The 17,855-nt window shown below is 39.3% G+C and carries 17 protein-coding genes; 6 read left to right on the top strand and 11 right to left on the bottom strand.

Annotated features, from left to right (window positions below):
* Window positions 1-54: 54 nt before the first annotated feature.
* The 6 genes from LCM02_RS09645 (at window position 55) to LCM02_RS09620 (ending at window position 6,787) form a co-directional block, all read left to right on the top strand.
* A complete protein-coding gene (locus LCM02_RS09645) occupies window positions 55-582 on the top strand; it encodes an inorganic diphosphatase (protein WP_224928730.1) in 528 nt (175 codons plus the stop codon).
* Window positions 583-711: 129 nt separating this feature from the next.
* Window positions 712-3,057: a sodium-translocating pyrophosphatase gene (locus LCM02_RS09640; RefSeq protein ID WP_224928726.1), complete on the top strand. Its 2,346-nt coding sequence runs from the start codon at window positions 712-714 to the stop codon at window positions 3,055-3,057.
* 150 nt (window positions 3,058-3,207) lie between these two features.
* The gene (locus LCM02_RS09635) at window positions 3,208-3,822 is read left to right on the top strand and encodes a flavin reductase (protein WP_224928723.1); all 615 of its coding nucleotides are present in this window, start codon (window positions 3,208-3,210) and stop codon (window positions 3,820-3,822) included.
* A 19-nt stretch (window positions 3,823-3,841) separates the two neighbouring features.
* Complete coding sequence (locus LCM02_RS09630) at window positions 3,842-5,029, top strand: M20 family metallopeptidase (RefSeq protein WP_224928720.1); 1,188 nt, start codon at window positions 3,842-3,844, stop codon at window positions 5,027-5,029.
* Window positions 5,030-5,032: 3 nt separating this feature from the next.
* Complete coding sequence (locus tag LCM02_RS09625) at window positions 5,033-6,070, top strand: DUF1611 domain-containing protein (protein WP_224928717.1); 1,038 nt, start codon at window positions 5,033-5,035, stop codon at window positions 6,068-6,070.
* A 63-nt stretch (window positions 6,071-6,133) separates the two neighbouring features.
* Entirely contained in the window at window positions 6,134-6,787 is a 654-nt protein-coding gene (locus tag LCM02_RS09620; RefSeq protein WP_224928714.1) for a porin family protein, read from the top strand.
* Here LCM02_RS09620 and LCM02_RS09615 read toward each other — a convergent pair.
* From LCM02_RS09615 to rplM, 11 genes are all read right to left on the bottom strand, one after another.
* Window positions 6,775-7,383 (bottom strand): hypothetical protein, encoded by a 609-nt coding sequence (locus LCM02_RS09615; protein ID WP_224928711.1) that lies wholly within the window; start codon window positions 7,381-7,383, stop codon window positions 6,775-6,777. The genes LCM02_RS09620 and LCM02_RS09615 overlap by 13 nt on opposite strands.
* A gap of 3 nt (window positions 7,384-7,386) precedes the next feature.
* The gene (gene rpoN, locus LCM02_RS09610) at window positions 7,387-8,838 is read right to left on the bottom strand and encodes an RNA polymerase factor sigma-54 (protein ID WP_224928708.1); all 1,452 of its coding nucleotides are present in this window, start codon (window positions 8,836-8,838) and stop codon (window positions 7,387-7,389) included.
* 75 nt (window positions 8,839-8,913) lie between these two features.
* On the bottom strand, window positions 8,914-10,347 hold the full coding sequence (gene asnS / locus LCM02_RS09605) for an asparagine--tRNA ligase (protein WP_224928705.1): 1,434 nt from the start codon (window positions 10,345-10,347) through the stop codon (window positions 8,914-8,916).
* A gap of 55 nt (window positions 10,348-10,402) precedes the next feature.
* Window positions 10,403-11,263, bottom strand: coding sequence for a glucose-1-phosphate thymidylyltransferase RfbA (gene rfbA, locus LCM02_RS09600; RefSeq protein ID WP_224928702.1), 861 nt, complete (start codon window positions 11,261-11,263; stop codon window positions 10,403-10,405).
* Between the two features lie 14 nt (window positions 11,264-11,277).
* Window positions 11,278-13,647 carry an efflux RND transporter permease subunit gene (locus LCM02_RS09595; protein ID WP_224928697.1) on the bottom strand — a complete coding sequence of 790 codons (2,370 nt, stop codon included), beginning with the start codon at window positions 13,645-13,647 and terminating at the stop codon, window positions 11,278-11,280.
* A gap of 97 nt (window positions 13,648-13,744) precedes the next feature.
* Window positions 13,745-14,299, bottom strand: a complete 555-nt coding sequence (gene frr, locus LCM02_RS09590; protein ID WP_224928694.1) for a ribosome recycling factor — start codon at window positions 14,297-14,299, stop codon at window positions 13,745-13,747.
* Window positions 14,300-14,311: 12 nt separating this feature from the next.
* Window positions 14,312-15,019: a UMP kinase gene (gene pyrH / locus LCM02_RS09585; RefSeq protein WP_224928690.1), complete on the bottom strand. Its 708-nt coding sequence runs from the start codon at window positions 15,017-15,019 to the stop codon at window positions 14,312-14,314.
* A 145-nt stretch (window positions 15,020-15,164) separates the two neighbouring features.
* Window positions 15,165-15,983, bottom strand: coding sequence for a translation elongation factor Ts (gene tsf / locus LCM02_RS09580; protein ID WP_224928687.1), 819 nt, complete (start codon window positions 15,981-15,983; stop codon window positions 15,165-15,167).
* 43 nt (window positions 15,984-16,026) lie between these two features.
* Window positions 16,027-16,842, bottom strand: coding sequence for a 30S ribosomal protein S2 (gene rpsB / locus LCM02_RS09575; protein ID WP_224928684.1), 816 nt, complete (start codon window positions 16,840-16,842; stop codon window positions 16,027-16,029).
* 152 nt (window positions 16,843-16,994) lie between these two features.
* Window positions 16,995-17,381, bottom strand: coding sequence for a 30S ribosomal protein S9 (rpsI, locus tag LCM02_RS09570; RefSeq protein ID WP_224928681.1), 387 nt, complete (start codon window positions 17,379-17,381; stop codon window positions 16,995-16,997).
* A 1-nt stretch (window position 17,382) separates the two neighbouring features.
* Entirely contained in the window at window positions 17,383-17,838 is a 456-nt protein-coding gene (gene rplM, locus LCM02_RS09565; RefSeq protein WP_224928678.1) for a 50S ribosomal protein L13, read from the bottom strand.
* Window positions 17,839-17,855 lie beyond the last annotated feature (17 nt).

Below are 17,855 nucleotides of genomic sequence, written 5' to 3'. Positions count from 1 at the left end.
CGTTTTAATGAGACCAAGTCATCTAAAGTTGTATTTTTGCAAAAAATTTAAAACATGAGTAGCAAAAAGCAACTAACATTTGATGTATTAATTGAAATCCCAAAAGGAAGCAGAAATAAATATGAATATGATTTTGTGCTGAACAAGATTCGTTTTGACAGAATGTTATTCTCATCGATGATGTATCCAGGAGATTACGGATTTATTCCCGAAACACTTGCACTTGACAAGGATCCTCTAGATGTACTGGTACTGGGAGCTGAACCAACCTACCCCATGGTGGTCATGGAGGTAAGGCCAATCGGTGTTTTCCATATGACTGATGAAAAAGGCCCTGATGAAAAGATTATCTGTGTTCCGGTAAATGACCCGATTTACAGCAAAAGGATGGATATTTCAGATTTGAACCCACACCGTTTGAAAGAAATTGAGCATTTTTTCCAGGTTTACAAGGATCTTGAAGAAAAGAAAGTTGATACCGGGGGATGGGGAAATTCTGAGGAAGCAGTAAAGATTTACAAACAATGTGTAAAGCGATACGAGGAAAGTGAGCACAAGAAAAAAAGAACCTTTACCATATAGTTTGATGGCCTGAAAAAGGTAGGATATATGAAACCACTATTTAATTGAATAGTGGTTTTTTTTATCTCATAAGTTTGCTTACTTTTAGCACCTTAAAAATCAAATCACTTAAAAAACAGTACACTTAAAATGGAATTAATCGTAAGTTATTTGCCTTTATTTGGCGTGATTGCCCTGGCATTTGTGTTTATTAAAAATGCATGGGTATCTAAACAGGAAGTTGGGGAAGAAAAAATGGCAAACATCGCAAAGCACATCGCTGAGGGTGCCATGTCATTTTTGAAAGCGGAGTATAAGATTTTATCAATTTTTGTTATCGCTGTAGCTGTATTATTATTCTTCAAAGGTCAGTCTGAGGAAGGATCGAATGGTATGGTAGCTGTATCTTTTATTGTAGGTGCAATTTGTTCGGCCCTGGCTGGGTTCATAGGAATGCGTGTAGCAACTAAAGCGAATGTAAGAACCACTCAGGCGGCGAGAACCTCTTTAGGAAAAGCCCTGGAAGTGGCGTTTGCAGGTGGAGCTGTGATGGGCTTGGGTGTAGTTGGTCTTGGCGTATTAGGGCTTAGTGGTCTTTTCATGATCTACAGCGAACTAGGCTGGGGTATCAATGAAGTTCTTAATGTTCTATCCGGGTTTTCTCTGGGAGCATCTTCTATTGCTTTATTTGCTCGTGTTGGCGGGGGAATATACACAAAAGCTGCTGACGTTGGAGCGGACCTTGTAGGAAAAGTAGAAGCAGGGATTCCTGAGGATCACCCTTTAAACCCAGCAACGATTGCGGATAACGTAGGAGATAATGTTGGAGACGTAGCAGGAATGGGAGCCGACTTATTTGAATCATTTGTCGGTTCGATAATAGGTACGATGGTATTGGGAGCGTTTTTCGCAACTTTACCGGAATTTGCCGGCAGCTACAATGGATTGGGAGGTGTTTATTTACCACTTGTCCTCGCAGCAGTAGGAATTATCATGTCTATCATTGGAACATTATTTGTGAAAGTTAAGGATGGAGGAAGCCCTCATAAGGCATTAAATCTGGGAGAATTCGGTTCAGGGTTTTTAATGATCGTAGCTTCTTATTTTATCATAGTACAATCTGGTCTATTACCGGCAAACTGGCTGGTTGATGGTAGAGAATTTACCTCTTTAGGAGTTTTTTGGGCTGTATTATCAGGGTTAATTGCCGGATTTGGAGTTGGGAAAATAACGGAATATTATACAGGAACCGGGACCAAACCTGTAAATTCTATTGTGGAACAGTCTGAAACAGGATCTGCTACAAATATTATTGCCGGATTGGGTGTTGGAATGATGTCAACAGCTATTCCCATTATTTTGATCGCCGGTGCGATTTTGGTATCCCATCAGTTTGCGGGTCTTTACGGGATCGCGATCGCAGCAGTGGGCATGCTTGCCAATACTGGAATCCAGTTGGCAGTTGATGCTTACGGACCAATTTCTGATAATGCAGGAGGTATTGCAGAAATGGCGGAACTGCCATCTGAAGTAAGAGAGCGTACCGATAAACTTGATGCTGTTGGTAACACAACTGCTGCAATTGGTAAAGGATTTGCCATCGCTTCTGCAGCTTTGACGGCCCTTGCATTGTTCGCGGCTTTTATGAAGACAGCTAACGTATCAGCAATTGACGTTTCACAACCAAGAATTATGGCGGGATTGCTTGTAGGAGGTATGCTACCTTTTGTATTTTCTGCTTTATCAATGAATGCAGTTGGAAGAGCGGCCATGGCAATGATTGAAGAAGTAAGACGTCAATTTAGAGATATTCCTGCCTTGCATGCCGCGTTGGAAGTAATGAGAAAATATGATTCGGATATGTCGAAAGCTTCAGAAGAAGACAGAAAAATCTTTGATGCTGCCGATGGAGTAGCCGAGTATGAAAAATGTGTTGAGATCTCTACCCAGGCTTCAATCAAAGAAATGGTACTTCCAGGTCTGTTGGCCATAGCTGTGCCCGTTTTGATAGGTTTTGTTGGTGGCGCGGAAATGTTAGGAGGACTTCTTGCGGGAGTAACTACTGCGGGGGTATTAATGGCCATCTTTCAGTCAAATGCAGGTGGTGCATGGGATAATGCTAAAAAGATGATCGAGGAACAGGGAAGAAAAGGAACAGGTGCCCACAAAGCTGCCGTAGTAGGGGATACTGTAGGAGATCCGTTCAAGGATACATCAGGCCCTTCCCTAAACATATTGTTAAAGTTAATGTCCGTAGTTGCCCTGGTCATCGCACCAAGTATCGCTATGGAAGCTGAAACAATTACCGCACATAACATGGAATCAATTCAGGTTACCGAGCAGGTTTCGATCAGTGAGTCTTCTTCTCAGGAAGTTACAGCTGATGAAAAAACTGTTGTCGTTGAATCTGATGTATTGAAAGAGGAAAAAGCTGAGGCAGATAATAATGATGGAGCTGATAAAAAGGAAGCTAAAGAAGAAAGCACCGAAGAATAGGCTTCGATCTAATTGAAACTAGAAAAAATGCGAACCAATTGGTTCGCATTTTTTTTTGTTCCAGAGTAAATACAAGGCCAAATAATTGGAAATCATCATCATTTTTAGTAACTTTAAAAGATAGGGTTTAGACTAAAATGAGGACGTATTATGCAAGTGAAGGAACCTTTTAAAGACTTTATATCTTTAGACGTTAAAGAATCAATCTGGGACCATTTTTATATGGTTGCTCCCTTAGTGGTTGTTGGAACGCAGGAAGAGAACGGATTTGACCTTGCGCCCAAACACATGGTCACTCCACTGGGGTTTTCAGATTATTTTGGATTCGTATGTACTCCCCGCCACAGAACTTATCACAATATTAAAGACCACGATAGATTTTCAGTCAGTTTTGTAAAGCCGGATCATATATTAATGTCTTCCCTTGCTGCAATGCCTAGATCCGCTGTAAAAGACTTTTCAAAAGAAATATCAGATCAGATACCCACCATATTCAATGAAGAAGGAACAAGCATTTACTTAAAGGATTCTTATGTGATTTTGGATTGCCGTCTTTTTAAGATTATAGATGGCTTTGATGATTATAGTATGATATGCGGTAAAATTGAATCCGCCTGGGTAGACAAAGATTATATAATCATTTCAGATGAAGGGCAGCAAAAGCAAATTTACGAACATCCCCTGCTGGCCTACATTGCACAAGGTCGGTTTGCCAGTATTGAAAAAACCTATAGCTATCCCTATCCAAAAGATTTCAAACGTTAGGGGATTTAAATAGTTTGGCATGGAAACATCTGTCGCTAGACATATTGATCAGTATTTAAAGAAGCATCAGAAAGAAATGATCGCTTTTTTAAAACGTCTTGTGGCCTGTGAAACACCTTCGAAAAATAAATCATCGCAGCAACAAATACTTAAGATCTTAGAAGATTCCTTGTCGGAACTTGGATTCTATACCCTGTTGTTTCCAGGAAAAAGAACGGGTGGTTATCTTTTTGCAAGGCCTCTTGTTAAGGAAGGAAAAGGGATTCAACTGATGGTCGGACACTGCGATACCGTATGGAAGTTAAACACCATTGAATCCATGCCAATCAAGGAGGTAAACGGAAAAATAGCAGGCCCCGGAATTTTTGACATGAAAGCCGGAATAACCCAAATGATCTTTGCCTTGAAATCGCTACGGAATATTGGGGCCAAAATGGATTTATGTCCCGTAATACTGATCAATTCTGATGAGGAAATAGGAAGTTTTGAGTCTACAATGGCGATCAAAAGAGTTGCAAAAATTGCAAAGAGAGCGTTTATACTGGAGCCTCCATTAGGGTTTGAAGGAAAGTTAAAAACAGCTAGAAAAGGAATCGGAAAATTTGTAATCAGGGTACTTGGAAAACCTGCTCATGCAGGATTGAATCCCGGAGAAGGAGTTAGCGCCATTGTCGAATTGTCCTATCAAATTCAGAATTTGTTTCAGCTTAATGATTTTGAAAAAGGAATAACCGTTAATGTGGGAATGATCGAAGGAGGATCATCGGCTAATGTTATTGCTGAAGAAAGTCAGGCTGTGGTGGATGTGAGAGTTTATAACCTGGAAGATGCCCGTGAAGTTGAAAAAAAGATTCTGAACCTTCGGCCAAAGCACAAAGGCACTTCCATAGCCATAGAGGGAGGGTTTGGAAGGCCGCCTATGGAAAGAACGGAAAGAAATCAAAAGCTTTGGAAACTGGCAAAGAAAATAGGTTCAAGTATGGAACTGAATCTTGAAGAGACCACGGCAGGAGGTGGGTCAGACGGCAACACAACCAGTCTTTACACGGCAACCCTGGATGGTTTGGGAACTGTTGGTGACGGTGCCCACGCAAGGCATGAGTTTATTTTTAGAGAAAAGCTGATCGAAAGAACAACACTTTTGGCCATGTTACTGGCAAATGAAGATATAGAGCAAGAAATTATTGTTTCACCCCAAAAAGCATAAATTATGAATTCAGAATATATTTTTTCTTCGATGCTGAGAATAGGTGATCTGCACAAATACCCTTTTGAAGTTGAGAAGTTGGAGAAGTTCAAATGGAAAACAGGAGATTATGTAATCGGTCAGATTACTAAAACCGGAAATGATCAGATGCAGATAGAACTGATCAACGGAAGAATGAGAAGTTTTATGAAAGAGGATCTTGTTGCAGGAGCACTTGGAGAAAGGTATGCAACCCTTGAGGCTACCGGTTCATGGAGAGAAGCAGAGGAGGATGGTATCATGCACCTGCTCACCGGAGGTGGACTTGTCGGGAAATGCACATCTAAATCTGTTCGTGTTCCGGACCTGATTGAAATCAAGTATGTTGGTCATGTCATGCGGGAAGGTAAGATTTGCAAAATGGATGATTATGTTAAAACTGTACCCTACAGGAAATTCGACATGCCGGTAATTCTTCTTGTCGGGACCTCTATGTCGGCAGGCAAGACAACAGTGGCCAGGATCATTGTTAATCAATTGAAACGTGCAGGGCTTAAAATTGTTGCAGGTAAACTCACAGGTGCGAGCCGTTACAGGGATACGCTTTCCCTTAAGGATGTTGGAGCGAGCCATATTTTTGATTTTGTCGATATAGGACTTCCCTCTTCTATTTTCCCAAGAGAGAAATTCAGAAAAAAACTTGTGCAATTGTTAAGCAGAATTCAAGGTGTGGATGCCGATGTTGCGGTAATAGAATTAGGAGCCTCTCCTCTTGAACCATATAACGGTGACATCGCTTTTGAAGAATTGAAGGACTCTGTGAAATGCAATATCCTGTGTGCATCAGATCCATACGCAGTTTATGGTGTGATGAAGAGTTTTAAGATGGTACCTGATATTGTAAGCGGTATTGCCACCAATACTTATGCAGGAGCTGAATTAATTGAAAAATTATGTGGAGTTAAGGCGTTGAACCTGATAGAGCCCGAAACGGCTGAAGAATTAAGGAAGATTCTTTCCAAAAAGCTTCAGATCAACCTTGAGCCACATTTGTTGAACTAGTAGATCCTTTTGCTTGGGAATTCTTCCTTAAAAAAGTTACCTTTGATCATTCAATAAGGTATTATGCTTAGGACAGCCATACTGTTTCTTTTATTTATCGGTTCTCTTCAGGCGCAGAATAAAGAAATGTTTGTCGATGACAAATACCTTGAAGATCAACTTTATTTTAATCTTACCTACGTGCAATTGCTCAATACACCTGATCCAATTGATCAGTCAGGTTTTTCGTTTGGGGTTGGATTAGGTTTTATTAAAGATTTCCCTCTTAACAAAAAGAGAAATGTTGCTTTAGGGGCTGGTTTGGGATACGGATTTACCAATTATTACTTCAACATTAAATTTGATCAGACGGATCCGCCGACTGAAGTAGGAACCCTAAACAATAAAATCAATATCCATACTTTAGAGCTACCATTGGAATTAAGATTCAGGGGATCTACGGCTACCAAATATAAATTCTGGAGATTTTATCCCGGCTTTAAAATTTCCTATGTATTCGCAAACAAAACAAGTTCGGACAAGGCATATGATTACGACATCAGAGACATTGTAAGTATCAATGATTTTATATACGGACTTACATTTTCGGCGGGATACAACAAGTGGAATCTACACGTGTATTATGGATTAAACGATTTACTCAATAACGCGCCGGAAAACCCATATGATATCAATGTGAATGATATCCGCGTAGGGTTGATATTTTATATATTCTGATAGACCTGGAAGCTTAGGAACTGCGAGACCATACCCAGCAAGAATCCGAGATAAATTTCTTTGGGTCTGTGTGCGTTTAAACCTAATCTTGACACACCTATAAGTCCTGCAAGCAAGAACAAACCTGAAAGCAGTGAGGTAAAATTAAGGCGGTATTCATAACTCATCACCATCACAAACCCAATAATTCCTCCAATTCCCAGCATATGCAGACTGGTTTTTATGTTTATATTGAAAAAGAGATAGGTAAAACTCAAAGCAAATGCCACTCCAAAAAAAGAGAAGGCAAGTAAATCGGCAATTTGAATTCCCAGCATGGCCCTTCCCAGGAGAAAGGAAAGCATGATGAAGAAAAGTATAGGAAATTTTCTTTCATCTATCGTTCTAAGATGATAATCCTGAATCATATTTACTCTTTTCAGCAAGGCAAGCAACAGGATAGGAACAATGTAAGTACTTACAAATACAATCAGTAAAATGATATACTCTTGTTGTTTAATAATATGCTTTGGTGTAAGGTATAGATACAGAAAACTGCCGAAAAACGAAAACAACAGCGGATGTAACAAGTAGGAAACAAGTTTGTAAATAAACATAGATCAAAGAATCTTTTTTCTCAACCTTGCGACCGGAATATCGAGTTGTTCACGATATTTGGCCACGGTTCTTCGGGCGATAAGATAGCCACTTTCTTTTAATAATTTAGATAACTTTTCGTCGGTAAGTGGTTTCTTTTTATCCTCGTTATCGATTTCCGTTTGTAAAATTTTCTTTATCTCTCTTGTAGAAATATCTTCACCCTGTTCATTTTTCATAGATTCAGAAAAGAATTCCTTAACAAGCTTAGTCCCATAAGGAGTATCCACATATTTGCTGTTGGCAACCCTTGATACCGTGGAAACGTCCATATTGATCTGGTCCGCGATATCCTTCAGGACCATGGGCCTCAATTTTCGTTCATCACCAGTCAATAAGAATTCTTTTTGATAGTTCATGATCGCGGTCATAGTGATCATAAGGGTTTGCTGACGTTGTTTAATGGCGTCAATAAACCATTTTGCGGCGTCCAGTTTTTGCTTTATGAACATGATAGCATCTTTCTGAGACTTTGATTTTTCCTTTGATTCTGAATATCCCTTCAACATGTTATCATATTCTCTCGAAATATGAAGATCAGGAGCGTTTCTGGCATTAAGGCTTAATTCAAGGTTTCCTTCATTGATTCGAATTGTAAAATCCGGAACGATATGTTCTATAATGGTCTGATTCCCAGAATAAGCGCCACCGGGTTTTGGGTTTAATCGTTCAATTTCTTTAATGGCCCCTTTTAGTTCTTCCATGGTTATATTGAACTTCTGTGCCATCTTGGCATAATGCTTCTTTACAAACTGATCAAAAGAACTATCCAGGATGTCCTGGGCCAGTTTTCTATCCTTAGTCTCTTCTTTTCGTTTCAATTGAAGCGAAAGACATTCTTTTAATGAACGGGCGCCAACTCCCGCTGGATCAAGTTGCTGGATCACTTCCAGGATCTTTTCAACCTCCTCATGGGTTGTATAGATATTTTCGGAAAATGCCAGATCGTCAATGATATCATCAATGGTCCTCCGGATATATCCGTTATCATCAATACAGCCTACCATAAATTCGGCAATAAGTTCTTCCTGGGGATCGAGGCTAAAAGTGTGTAACTGATTACTAAGATGCTGGTTGAAAGTTATGCCACCGGAATAAGGTACCCGGTTATCTTCATCGTCACTGCTGTAATTATTTGACTGTAACTTATAACTTGGGATCTCATCATCGCTGAGATAGTCATCAATATTGATATCAGTTTCTATGGATTCAGTTCCCGTATCGTCATATTCATTCCCGTTGTCCTGGAATTCATCAACACTTTCTTTACCGCTTTCCAGCGCGGGATTCTCCTCAATTTCCTGGGACAGTTTCTGTTCAAAAGCCTGTGTAGGCAATTGAATCAACTTCATCAACTGAATTTGTTGAGGAGATAACTTTTGCTGTAATTTTTGCTGTAAATTCTGTTTTAACATACAAGTATTAACTGTCAGCTAAAGTTACGAAAAAAGTATGAGGCGAAAGACATCAGGCCATCTTGTCAATACCTTCTAAAACTCAGCGCTTTGAGGTGTTCTTGGGAAAGGAATCACATCACGGATGTTACCCATACCCGTCGCAAACTGTACCATTCTTTCAAAACCAAGACCAAAACCGGAATGAACAGCCGTACCAAACTTTCTGAGGTCGAGATACCACCATAATTCCTTTTCATCAATGCCAAGAGCCTTGATTTTCTCCTTTAAAACGTCCAGTCTTTCCTCACGCTGGCTTCCGCCCACGATTTCTCCTATACCCGGGAAAAGTACATCCATGGCCCTAACGGTTTTTCCATCGTCATTTAAACGCATATAGAAGGCTTTAATATTTGCGGGATAGTCAAAAAGGATGACCGGCGATTTAAAATGTTTTTCAACCAGGTATCTTTCATGCTCACTTTGCAGGTCCGCACCCCATTCATGTATAGGGAATTTGAATTTTTTCTTTTTATTGGGTTTCGAGTTCTTTAAAATTTCAATGGCCTCTGTGTAACTTACCCTTTTAAAGTTGTTATCAATGACAAACCTTAATTTTTCTCGAAGCGCCATCTCACTTCGCTGAGCCGCTGGTTTTGTCTTTTCCTCATCCAGCAACCTTTTTTCCAAAAACTCAAGGTCATCCTGACAATGTTCAAGAATATAGCCAAGAATATATTTGATAAAGTCTTCACTTAGATCCATATTAGCATCAAGATCATTGAAGGCAACTTCAGGTTCAACCATCCAGAACTCGGCCAGGTGACGTGATGTATTTGAGTTTTCAGCTCTGAAAGTGGGCCCAAATGTATAGACTTTCCCAAGTGCCATGGCATAGGATTCAGCCTCGAGCTGACCCGATACCGTCAGATTGGTCTCTTTTCCAAAAAAATCTTCCTTAAAATCAATTTCTCCTTTTTCATTCAAAGGAGGATTCTTCTTATCGAGAGTTGAAACATTGAACATTTCTCCCGCACCTTCTGCATCCGATCCGGTAATAATAGGAGCGTGAAAATAGTAAAACCCGTTATTGATAAAATACTGATGGATGGCAAATGACAAAACGGATCTGATTCTCATCACGGCGCTGAACGTATTTGTACGAATTCTCAGGTGAGCATTTTCGCGAAGGAACTCCATACTGTGCTTTTTCGGTTGAATCGGGTATTCTTCCGGGTTTGAACCTCCAAGTATTGCTATTTCCGAAACCTGAATTTCAACTGTCTGGCCCTTGCCCTGGCTTTCTACCAAAACTCCCCTGATGTCAAGGGCGGCACCGGTTGAGATCTGTTTTAAATCTTCCTCCGGGAATTTTTCAAAATCGATGACACACTGTATATTTTTAAGGGTTGAACCGTCATTAACCGAGATAAAACGATTACTTCTGAACGTTTTTACCCAACCTTTGACCTGAACCTCCTGTAATATATGTTTTGCCTCTAAAAGCTCTGCTACACTTAAGTTTTGCATCCTCAAAATTTTAGGAGGCAAAGATACACAAAGCGATAAAATTGGGAAAGTATATTTATTTTAAAATTTCCATCAGATACTCGCCATATCCACTTTTTAAAAGCGGTTTAGCCACTTCTTTTAGCTGAGAAGCGTCGATAAAACCTTTTCTGTATGCGATCTCCTCGATGCAGCCGATTTTAAGCCCTTGTCGTTCTTCGATCACCTGTACAAATTGTTGTGCCTGGATAAGTGAGGAAAAAGTTCCCGTATCCAACCATGCCGTTCCTCTTCCAAGGGTAACCACTCTTAATTTACCTTCTTCCAGATAAGCTTTGTTGATATCCGTGATTTCATATTCCCCACGCGCTGAAGGTTTTATATTTTTAGCCTTGTGGACTACAGAATTATCATAAAAATAGATACCCGGAACAGCATAGTTTGATTTAGGGTTCTTAGGTTTCTCTTCAATGGAAACCACTTTTCTATTCTCATCAAATTCAACGACCCCGTATCTTTCAGGATCATTTACATGGTAGGCAAAAACAACCCCGCCTTCAGATTCTACCGCCTCGGTCAGCCTGCGCTCCAGATCTGACCCATAAAAGATATTATCTCCAAGAATAAGGGCTACATCGTCATTGCCTATAAATGATTCGCCTATAACAAAAGCCTGAGCCAAACCATTGGGAATTTCCTGTACGGCATATTCAAAACGGCATCCGAGATTCTTTCCATCACCTAAAAGCCTTTTAAATAAAGGTAAATCATGCGGTGTTGAAATAATCAGCACTTCCTTTATTCCTGCAAGTAATAAAACAGAAAGCGGGTAATAGATCATTGGTTTGTCGTAAATAGGCATAAGCTGCTTGCTGACAGCCAGGGTCAGGGGATGTAAACGGGTGCCGCTTCCACCGGCGAGAATAATTCCTTTCATAGTAATTCCAATGTTTAGGTTTCTTCATCCTCTTTGGGGATGATTGTAATTGCTGGCTTCTTAAACGTTTTCTTATTAGCGATCTTCGATTCCAAAGATAAGAGCAATGAAGGTAAAAGTAACAAATTAGATACCATCGCAAAAAGAAGTGTAACAGACACAAGTCCCCCAAGCGCAATTGTACCGCCAAAACTAGACACGGTAAAGACCAAGAATCCAAAGAACAGCACCACCGAAGTGTAGAACATACTCACTCCTGTTTCACGAAGGGCAGCATAAACTGATTTACGGACGTTCCATTTATGAGCAATAAGTTCCTGCCTGTATTTGGCCAGAAAGTGAATGGTATCATCAACCGAGATTCCAAAGGCTATACTAAAGACCAAAACGGTAGATGGTTTAATCGGAACACCCAGATATCCCATTAATCCTGCCGTAATAAGCAAAGGGAGAATATTGGGAATCAGTGAGATTATGATCATTTTGTAAGATCGAAACATCCAGGCCATAAACAGCGAAATCAAAAAGATGGCCAAAGAAAGTGAGATCACCAGATTTTTAACCAGATAATTCGTGCCTTTTAAAAACACAAGAGCTTTACCTGTAAGAGATACATTGTAACGTTCTTTTGGGAATACCTGATTCACTTTTTCTTTAATTCTCTGCTCAATGTTTTCCATTTTATCGGTTCCAATATCCTTCATAAAGGTTGTCATTCTGGCAAACTGCCCGGTGGAATCGACAAAATTGTTTAATTGCTCTGAAGTAGCTTCTGAATTTTTAGTATAGGCCAGGATGAAATTTTTCTCTTGTTCCGTAGGGAGCTGGTAATATTTAGGGTTACCGTTGTAAAACGCCTGTTTTGAATACTTAACCATATTCAGGATCGAGATCGATTTGGATAATTCAGGGATCTCATTGATCTCCTCATCCAGCTTATTCATTCTTTTCATCGTGGCGAGGTTCATCACGCCTTTTTTCTTTTTGGTGTCAATGAGTATCTCCAGGGGCATGATTCCGCCAAACTCCTTTTCAAAGAAGAGAATGTCTTTATAGAATTGTTTCCCTTTGGGCATATCTTCGATCAAGCTTCCCGAAACCCTTATCATATATACCCCAATAATACTTGTAACAATGATACCAACGGTTGATATATAAATCGCTATTCTGTGATGCCGAACCGTATTTTCCATCCAGTTTACAATGGCATCGATCCATTTCCTTTCCAGGTGCTCCAAATGTTTATCCTTTGGCTTGTGCATAAAGCTGTAGATAATTGGAATGATTAAAAGCGACAGAATAAAAATAGCAAGTATATTAATCGAGGCAATTATACCAAACTCGTTTAAAAGCTGGCTGTTGGTAAAAATAAAAGTGGCAAATCCCGAGGCCGTGGTAATATTGGTCATCAGGGTTGCATTACCAATTTTAGAAATTACGCGTTGCAGGGATTTGGCCTGATTTCCGTGTTTTTTAACTTCCTGCTGGTATTTATTGATCAAAAAAATGGCATTTGGAACCCCAATAACGATGATCAATGGAGGAATAAGGGCCATCAGCACAGAAATTTCGTACTGAAACCAGCCTATAAAGCCCAGTGCCCATACTACACCAATACTTACAACGGTCATGGTGATAAAGGTGGCGCGATAGGACCTGAAGAACAACCAGAAAATCAATGAGGTAATAAACAAGGCAAGTCCAACAAAGATGCCAATTTCATCAATGATGTTCTGGGCATTCATGGTTCTGATATAGGGCATACCCGAGACCCTGACATCCAGTCCGGTTTCTTTTTCAAAAGCTTCTACGGAAGGATTTAGAACATCAAAAACAAATCGTTCTCTTTTCTTTGTATTGACAATGGTTTTGTCAAGATATATGGCTGTTTGAACCGTACCTGTTTCTTTGTTATAAAGAATGTTGTCAAAAAAAGGTAAACTTTCAAACAGCTCGTTCTTTATTATCGCAACTTCTTCATCTGAGGAGGGAATGTTTTCATAAAGAGGCTCTACAAAGAACTTTTGATTCTTTTTATCCTTTTTCAGTTTTTTGATATCTCCAACAGAAATCGAAAAATCAACTTCCGGGAATGAGTCCAGCATATGGGAGAAGTCATTCCACCTGTTAAAATTATCAACTTTGAAGATGCTGCTGTCCTGGACCGCAAGAATGATCATGTTCCCCTCTTCTCCAAAAATATCCAGAAAATTATCGTATTTGACATTTTCAATATGGTCCTTTGGAAGAAGATTGGCTTCGGAATGAGAAAATTTAATGTTTTGAATTTTTGAACCCAGGAACACTGTTGCCGCCGCCAAAACAATGAGAATAAAAATTCGCTGTTTTAAAATAAACCTTGAAACTACTTGCCAAAAATTCATACTTAATTTAATTTTCCCTTCAAGCGTCAATGATCCTCAACATTACTATGAAAATTTTTGACAAAATGGTTGATCAATAAGTTAAATTATCTTAGGATCAGACCGTCATAATTTCTTTTTCTTTTATAACATACAAGGCATCGACCTTTTTGATATAGGAATCGGTGAGTTCCTGAACATCTATTTCAGCATTGGATAACAGATCTTCAGAGATTTCGAGTTTTTTTAATTCGTGATTCGCTTCTTTACGATCGTTTCTAACGCTCACCTTGGCATTTTCTGCTTCTGCTTTCGCATGCTTGGCAAGTTCTTTTCGTCTTTCTTCCGTCAGGATCGGGACGTTGATGATTACGCTTTCACCGTTATTCATCGGATTGAACCCTAAATTGGCCGTTAAAATACCCTTTTCAATTTCCGGAATAAGTTGTTTTTCCCATGGTTGAACGGTGATTGTATGAGCATCGAGAGTATTTATATTAGCCACCTGAGTCAGCGGGGTCAATGCACCATAATACTCAACCTTGACACCGCTGAGCATCGAGGGAGTTGCCTTTCCGGCTCTAATATTCAGGAATTCCGATTCAAGGTGATGGATCGCATTATCCATATTTTCTTTGGCTGAATCTACAATAAATTGAACTTCTTCATTCATGGTATTAAAGATTTAAGAATTGACTAAGGTTCCTACATTTTCACCTGATATAACTTTCATCAGGTTCCCCTTTTTGTTCATGTCAAAAACAATTATAGGAAGGTCATTTTCTTCACTCAGTGTGAAAGCCGTCATATCCATGACTTTCAAATCCTTGTTCATGACTTCTTTAAAGGTAATATTTTCAAACTTAATGGCACTCGAATCTTTTTCGGGATCAGAAGTGTAAATACCATCCACACGGGTTCCCTTGATAATCACGTCGGCATTTATTTCAATAGCTCTTAAAACTGCTGCGGTATCTGTTGTAAAATATGGATTACCCGTTCCTCCTCCAAAAATGACAACACGACCTTTTTCAAGATGTCTAACAGCTCTCCTTTTGATAAATGGTTCAGCTATTTGTTTCATTTCTATCGAGGTAAGTAATCTGGTTTGTAACTCAGCTTCTTCTAGTGCGCTCTGCAGCGCAAGACCATTGATGATGGTTGCAAGCATTCCCATATAGTCCCCCTGGACACGGTCCATTCCATTACTGGCTCCTGCGAGGCCTCTAAAAATATTTCCACCTCCTATGACTATGGCAACTTCAACTCCTTTGTCGACAATATTTTTTATATCGGCAGCATAATCGGCCAATCTGTTAGAATCGATACCGTAGTTCCTTTCACCCATCAAGGCTTCACCACTCAGCTTTAGAAGAATTCTTTTGTATTTCATAGATTTTATGATGTGAGTTGTGCAAATATAATAAATATTAACGACGAAAAATTGAACAAATCGGCGTAAAATAAAAGGAATTCTATATCTTAAATAAAAAGGCCCGGGATCATCCCGGGCCTTTTAAAATGTATTCATTTTGAGATTAACCTAAGGCCACTCTCTTAAAGTCCACAACTTCAACATCACCAATTGACTTTACGTATTTAGCAACGCTAATTTTACTGTCTTTGATGAAATCCTGATTCACTAAGGTGTTGTCTTTGAAGAATCTTTTGATCTTACCCTGAGCAATTTTATCAAGCATTGCCTCTGGCTTGCCTTCCTGACGCAATTGATCTTTTGCGATTTCAATTTCTTTATCGATCACAGTTTGATCAACGCCAGCCTCATTCAAAGCTATAGGGTTCATAGCTGCAGCTTGCATAGCCACGTCCTTTGCAACCTCGTCAGCTCCATCAACCTTTGCAGATAAACCAACAATTGTAGCAATTTTACCTGAGTGGATGTATGACCCCACGTAAGGCGCAGAGATTTTTTCAAAAGCAGAAAGCTCTATTTTTTCTCCGATTACACCTGTTTGCTCGATCAATTTCTCCTGAACAGTGATTCCTTCAAAATCAGAACTCAACAATTCCTCTTTTGTATTGCTTTTAAGTGCTTTTTCGGCTAATTCCTTAGCCAGATTAACAAATTTTTCATTTTTACCAACGAAATCAGTTTCACAACCCAATACAATTACGGCACCTTCCGTGTGGTCTTCATTAACAACGGCTACAGCAGCACCTTCAGTAGATTCTCTGTCGGCTCTTTTTGCAGCAACTTTCTGACCTTTTTTACGTAAAATTTCAATCGCCAAATCAAAATCACCTTCTGCTTCAACCAGGGCTTTTTTACAGTCCATCATTCCAGCACCGGTGGTTTTTCTCAATTTATTTACTTCAGCAGCTGTTATTTTTGTCATTTTTTTATGTTTAAACGTTATCGTCAGATAACAAGTTCTACAATTATTTTTCTTCCTTTTTCGCTTCGGCTGTCTCCTTTACAGGGGCAGCTTCTTTTGCAGGAGCAGCTTCTTTTACAGGAGCAGCTTCTTTTGAAGCAGCTTTTGACGCTACTTCCTGCTCTTTACTTTTCTTCCTGTCAGATAATCCTTCACTAATAGAATCCGTCAGGTAAGAAAGAACCTTTTCAATTGATTTTGATGCATCATCATTTGATGGGATTACATAGTCAATCGGTCTTGGATCTGAATTTGTATCTACCATGGCAAAAATTGGAATGTTTAATTTTTGTGCCTCGGCGACAGCAATGTGCTCTCTTTTGATGTCCACAATAAGAATTGCGCCAGGTAAACGCGTCATGTCAACTATTGAACCTAAGTTCTTTTCTAGTTTTGCCCTTTGACGATTGATCTGTAATTTTTCTCTCTTTGATAAAGCTTCGAAAGACCCGTCCTTCTTCATTCTGTCGATATAAGCCATTTTCTTGACAGCTTTTCTTATCGTAACAAAGTTAGTCAACATACCACCTGGCCAACGCTCAGTAATGTAAGGCATGTTTACACTTTTTGCTTTATCCGCAACGATGTCTTTTGCTTGTTTTTTGGTAGCAACAAATAATATTTTTCTACCTGAAGCTGCAATTTTATTTAAAGCTGAACCGGCTTCATCAATTTTAGCAGCAGTTTTGTACAAGTCAATGATATGAATCCCTTTTCGCTCTGTATATACATAAGGAGCCATATTTGGATTCCATTTTCTTGTAAGGTGTCCGAAGTGTACACCTGAATCAATTAAATCTTTTATTTCTATGTTTGCCATTTTGTTTTAGTTTACGTTCCGTGTGTTTTAGCAATAACTAAGTAGTCTTTAGAATTTGAATCTTAATTATTTGGATGCTAAACTTATACGACAACAGTTTTTTCAATTTTACTTTATTCTTGCGAACCTTAATAGATTCGACAACAATCGAATTAACGTTTAGAGAACTGGAATTTCTTACGGGCTTTCTTCTGACCGAATTTCTTTCTCTCAACCATTCTAGGATCTCTCGTGAGCAATCCTTCCGGCTTTAAGATGGCTTTGTTCTCTTCATTGGCAGCAACCAATGCTCTTGTAATTGCCAGTCTAATAGCTTCTGCCTGACCTGTAATACCTCCACCAAATACTTTGGCTTTGATATCATAGTTTTCAGCATTTTCAGTAAGTGCTAAAGGCTGCAATACTTTATATTTCAACATATCAGTAGTGAAATAGCTGTCATAAGCCTTTTCATTTACTGTAATGTTTCCTTTACCCTCTGAAAGATATACTCTAGCAACAGCAGTCTTTCTTCTACCAATTTTGTGAATAGTCTCCATATTACTTGATATCATTTAGGTTAATAGTTCTTGGCTTTTGAGCATCTTGTCCATGATCTCCTCCGTTATATACATAAAGGTTTCTGAACAATGCGCTGCCAAGTTTGTTTTTAGGTAACATACCTTTTACAGCTTTTTCAACAACTCTTTCCGGATTTTTTGCGAAAAGTTCATTTGCAGAAAGCATTCTTTGTCCACCCGGATAACCTGTATGACGAACGTAGGTTTTGTCATTCCATTTGTTTCCGGTTAATTTGATCTTCTCAGCGTTGATGATAACAACATTGTCACCACAGTCAACGTGAGGTGTAAAGTTAGGTTTGTGCTTTCCTCTGATCAGTTTTGCAACCTTTGAGGCCAGACGTCCTAACACTTCTCCTTCAGCATCCACCAAAAGCCATTCCTTGTTCACGGTAGCTTTGTTGGCTGATACTGTTTTGTAACTTAATGTGTTCACACGTATTTATTAAAATT

The sequence above is a fragment of the Lutimonas saemankumensis genome (assembly GCF_020171465.1).
GTDB lineage: Bacteria > Bacteroidota > Bacteroidia > Flavobacteriales > Flavobacteriaceae > Lutimonas > Lutimonas saemankumensis.
The sequence above is the reverse complement of the archived record's forward strand: the minus strand, read 5'-3'. Positions and strand labels throughout refer to the sequence as shown.

What these genes read in the sequence shown, in the direction of transcription:
- LCM02_RS09645 (WP_224928730.1), top strand. Translation starts at nt 55, where the DNA reads ATGAGTAGCAAAAAGCAACTAACATTTGATGTATTAATTGAAATCCCA.
- LCM02_RS09640 (WP_224928726.1), top strand. Translation starts at nt 712, where the DNA reads ATGGAATTAATCGTAAGTTATTTGCCTTTATTTGGCGTGATTGCCCTG.
- LCM02_RS09635 (WP_224928723.1), top strand. Translation starts at nt 3,208, where the DNA reads ATGCAAGTGAAGGAACCTTTTAAAGACTTTATATCTTTAGACGTTAAA.
- LCM02_RS09630 (WP_224928720.1), top strand. Translation starts at nt 3,842, where the DNA reads ATGGAAACATCTGTCGCTAGACATATTGATCAGTATTTAAAGAAGCAT.
- LCM02_RS09625 (WP_224928717.1), top strand. Translation starts at nt 5,033, where the DNA reads ATGAATTCAGAATATATTTTTTCTTCGATGCTGAGAATAGGTGATCTG.
- LCM02_RS09620 (WP_224928714.1), top strand. Translation starts at nt 6,134, where the DNA reads ATGCTTAGGACAGCCATACTGTTTCTTTTATTTATCGGTTCTCTTCAG.
- LCM02_RS09615 (WP_224928711.1), bottom strand. Translation starts at nt 7,383, where the DNA reads ATGTTTATTTACAAACTTGTTTCCTACTTGTTACATCCGCTGTTGTTT.
- rpoN (WP_224928708.1), bottom strand. Translation starts at nt 8,838, where the DNA reads ATGTTAAAACAGAATTTACAGCAAAAATTACAGCAAAAGTTATCTCCT.
- asnS (WP_224928705.1), bottom strand. Translation starts at nt 10,347, where the DNA reads ATGCAAAACTTAAGTGTAGCAGAGCTTTTAGAGGCAAAACATATATTA.
- rfbA (WP_224928702.1), bottom strand. Translation starts at nt 11,263, where the DNA reads ATGAAAGGAATTATTCTCGCCGGTGGAAGCGGCACCCGTTTACATCCC.
- LCM02_RS09595 (WP_224928697.1), bottom strand. Translation starts at nt 13,647, where the DNA reads ATGAATTTTTGGCAAGTAGTTTCAAGGTTTATTTTAAAACAGCGAATT.
- frr (WP_224928694.1), bottom strand. Translation starts at nt 14,299, where the DNA reads ATGAATGAAGAAGTTCAATTTATTGTAGATTCAGCCAAAGAAAATATG.
- pyrH (WP_224928690.1), bottom strand. Translation starts at nt 15,019, where the DNA reads ATGAAATACAAAAGAATTCTTCTAAAGCTGAGTGGTGAAGCCTTGATG.
- tsf (WP_224928687.1), bottom strand. Translation starts at nt 15,983, where the DNA reads ATGACAAAAATAACAGCTGCTGAAGTAAATAAATTGAGAAAAACCACC.
- rpsB (WP_224928684.1), bottom strand. Translation starts at nt 16,842, where the DNA reads ATGGCAAACATAGAAATAAAAGATTTAATTGATTCAGGTGTACACTTC.
- rpsI (WP_224928681.1), bottom strand. Translation starts at nt 17,381, where the DNA reads ATGGAGACTATTCACAAAATTGGTAGAAGAAAGACTGCTGTTGCTAGA.